The following is a 574-nucleotide window of genomic DNA, read 5'->3' as shown; positions in this document are numbered from 1 at the left end:
ATCCGCGTCGGCCACCGCGCACAGGGCGGCCTCGACCGCCCGCGGCTGCGGCTGCAACTGCAGGATCGCGGCGGTGATAAAGCCCAGCGTCCCCTCCGCCCCCACGAACAGATGCCGCAGGGCATAGCCGGTATTGTCCTTGCGCAGCCGGCGCAGCCCATGGAACACGCCGCCATCCGGCAGCACCGCCTCCAGCCCCAGCACCAGCTCGCGCGCATTGCCATAGCGCACGGTGTTGTTGCCGCCGGCATTGGTGGCCAGCACGCCCCCGATCTGCGCCGATCCTTCCGACGAAATCGACAGCGGCAGCAGCATCCCCGCCGCACGGGCGGCATCCTGCGCCGCCTTCAGCGTGACCCCGGCCTCGACCTCCATCGTCTGGTCCACCGGATCGATCCGCCGGATGCGGTTCATCCGCGACAGGCAGACGACGACCTCGCGCCCGCTTTCGTCGGGCGTCGCCCCGCCCACCATGCTGGTATTGCCGCCCTGCGGCACCATCGCGACGCCCGCCTCGGCGCACATCGCCACGGCGGCGGCCAGTGCGGCGCTGTCCGCCGGGCGCAGCACGGCG

At 72.3% G+C, this 574-nt stretch carries 1 protein-coding gene; it reads right to left on the bottom strand.

Translation table 11 applies throughout. The features are described 5' to 3' along the window. A partial coding sequence (locus HUK84_RS22210; protein WP_176642044.1) for an FAD-binding oxidoreductase occupies positions 1-574 on the bottom strand: 574 nt, incomplete at both ends.

It is taken from the genome of Nguyenibacter vanlangensis, from assembly GCF_013376155.1.
Classification (GTDB): domain Bacteria; phylum Pseudomonadota; class Alphaproteobacteria; order Acetobacterales; family Acetobacteraceae; genus Gluconacetobacter; species Gluconacetobacter vanlangensis.
Note: the sequence above shows the minus strand (reverse complement) of the source record. Positions and strands in the feature narration are given on the sequence as shown.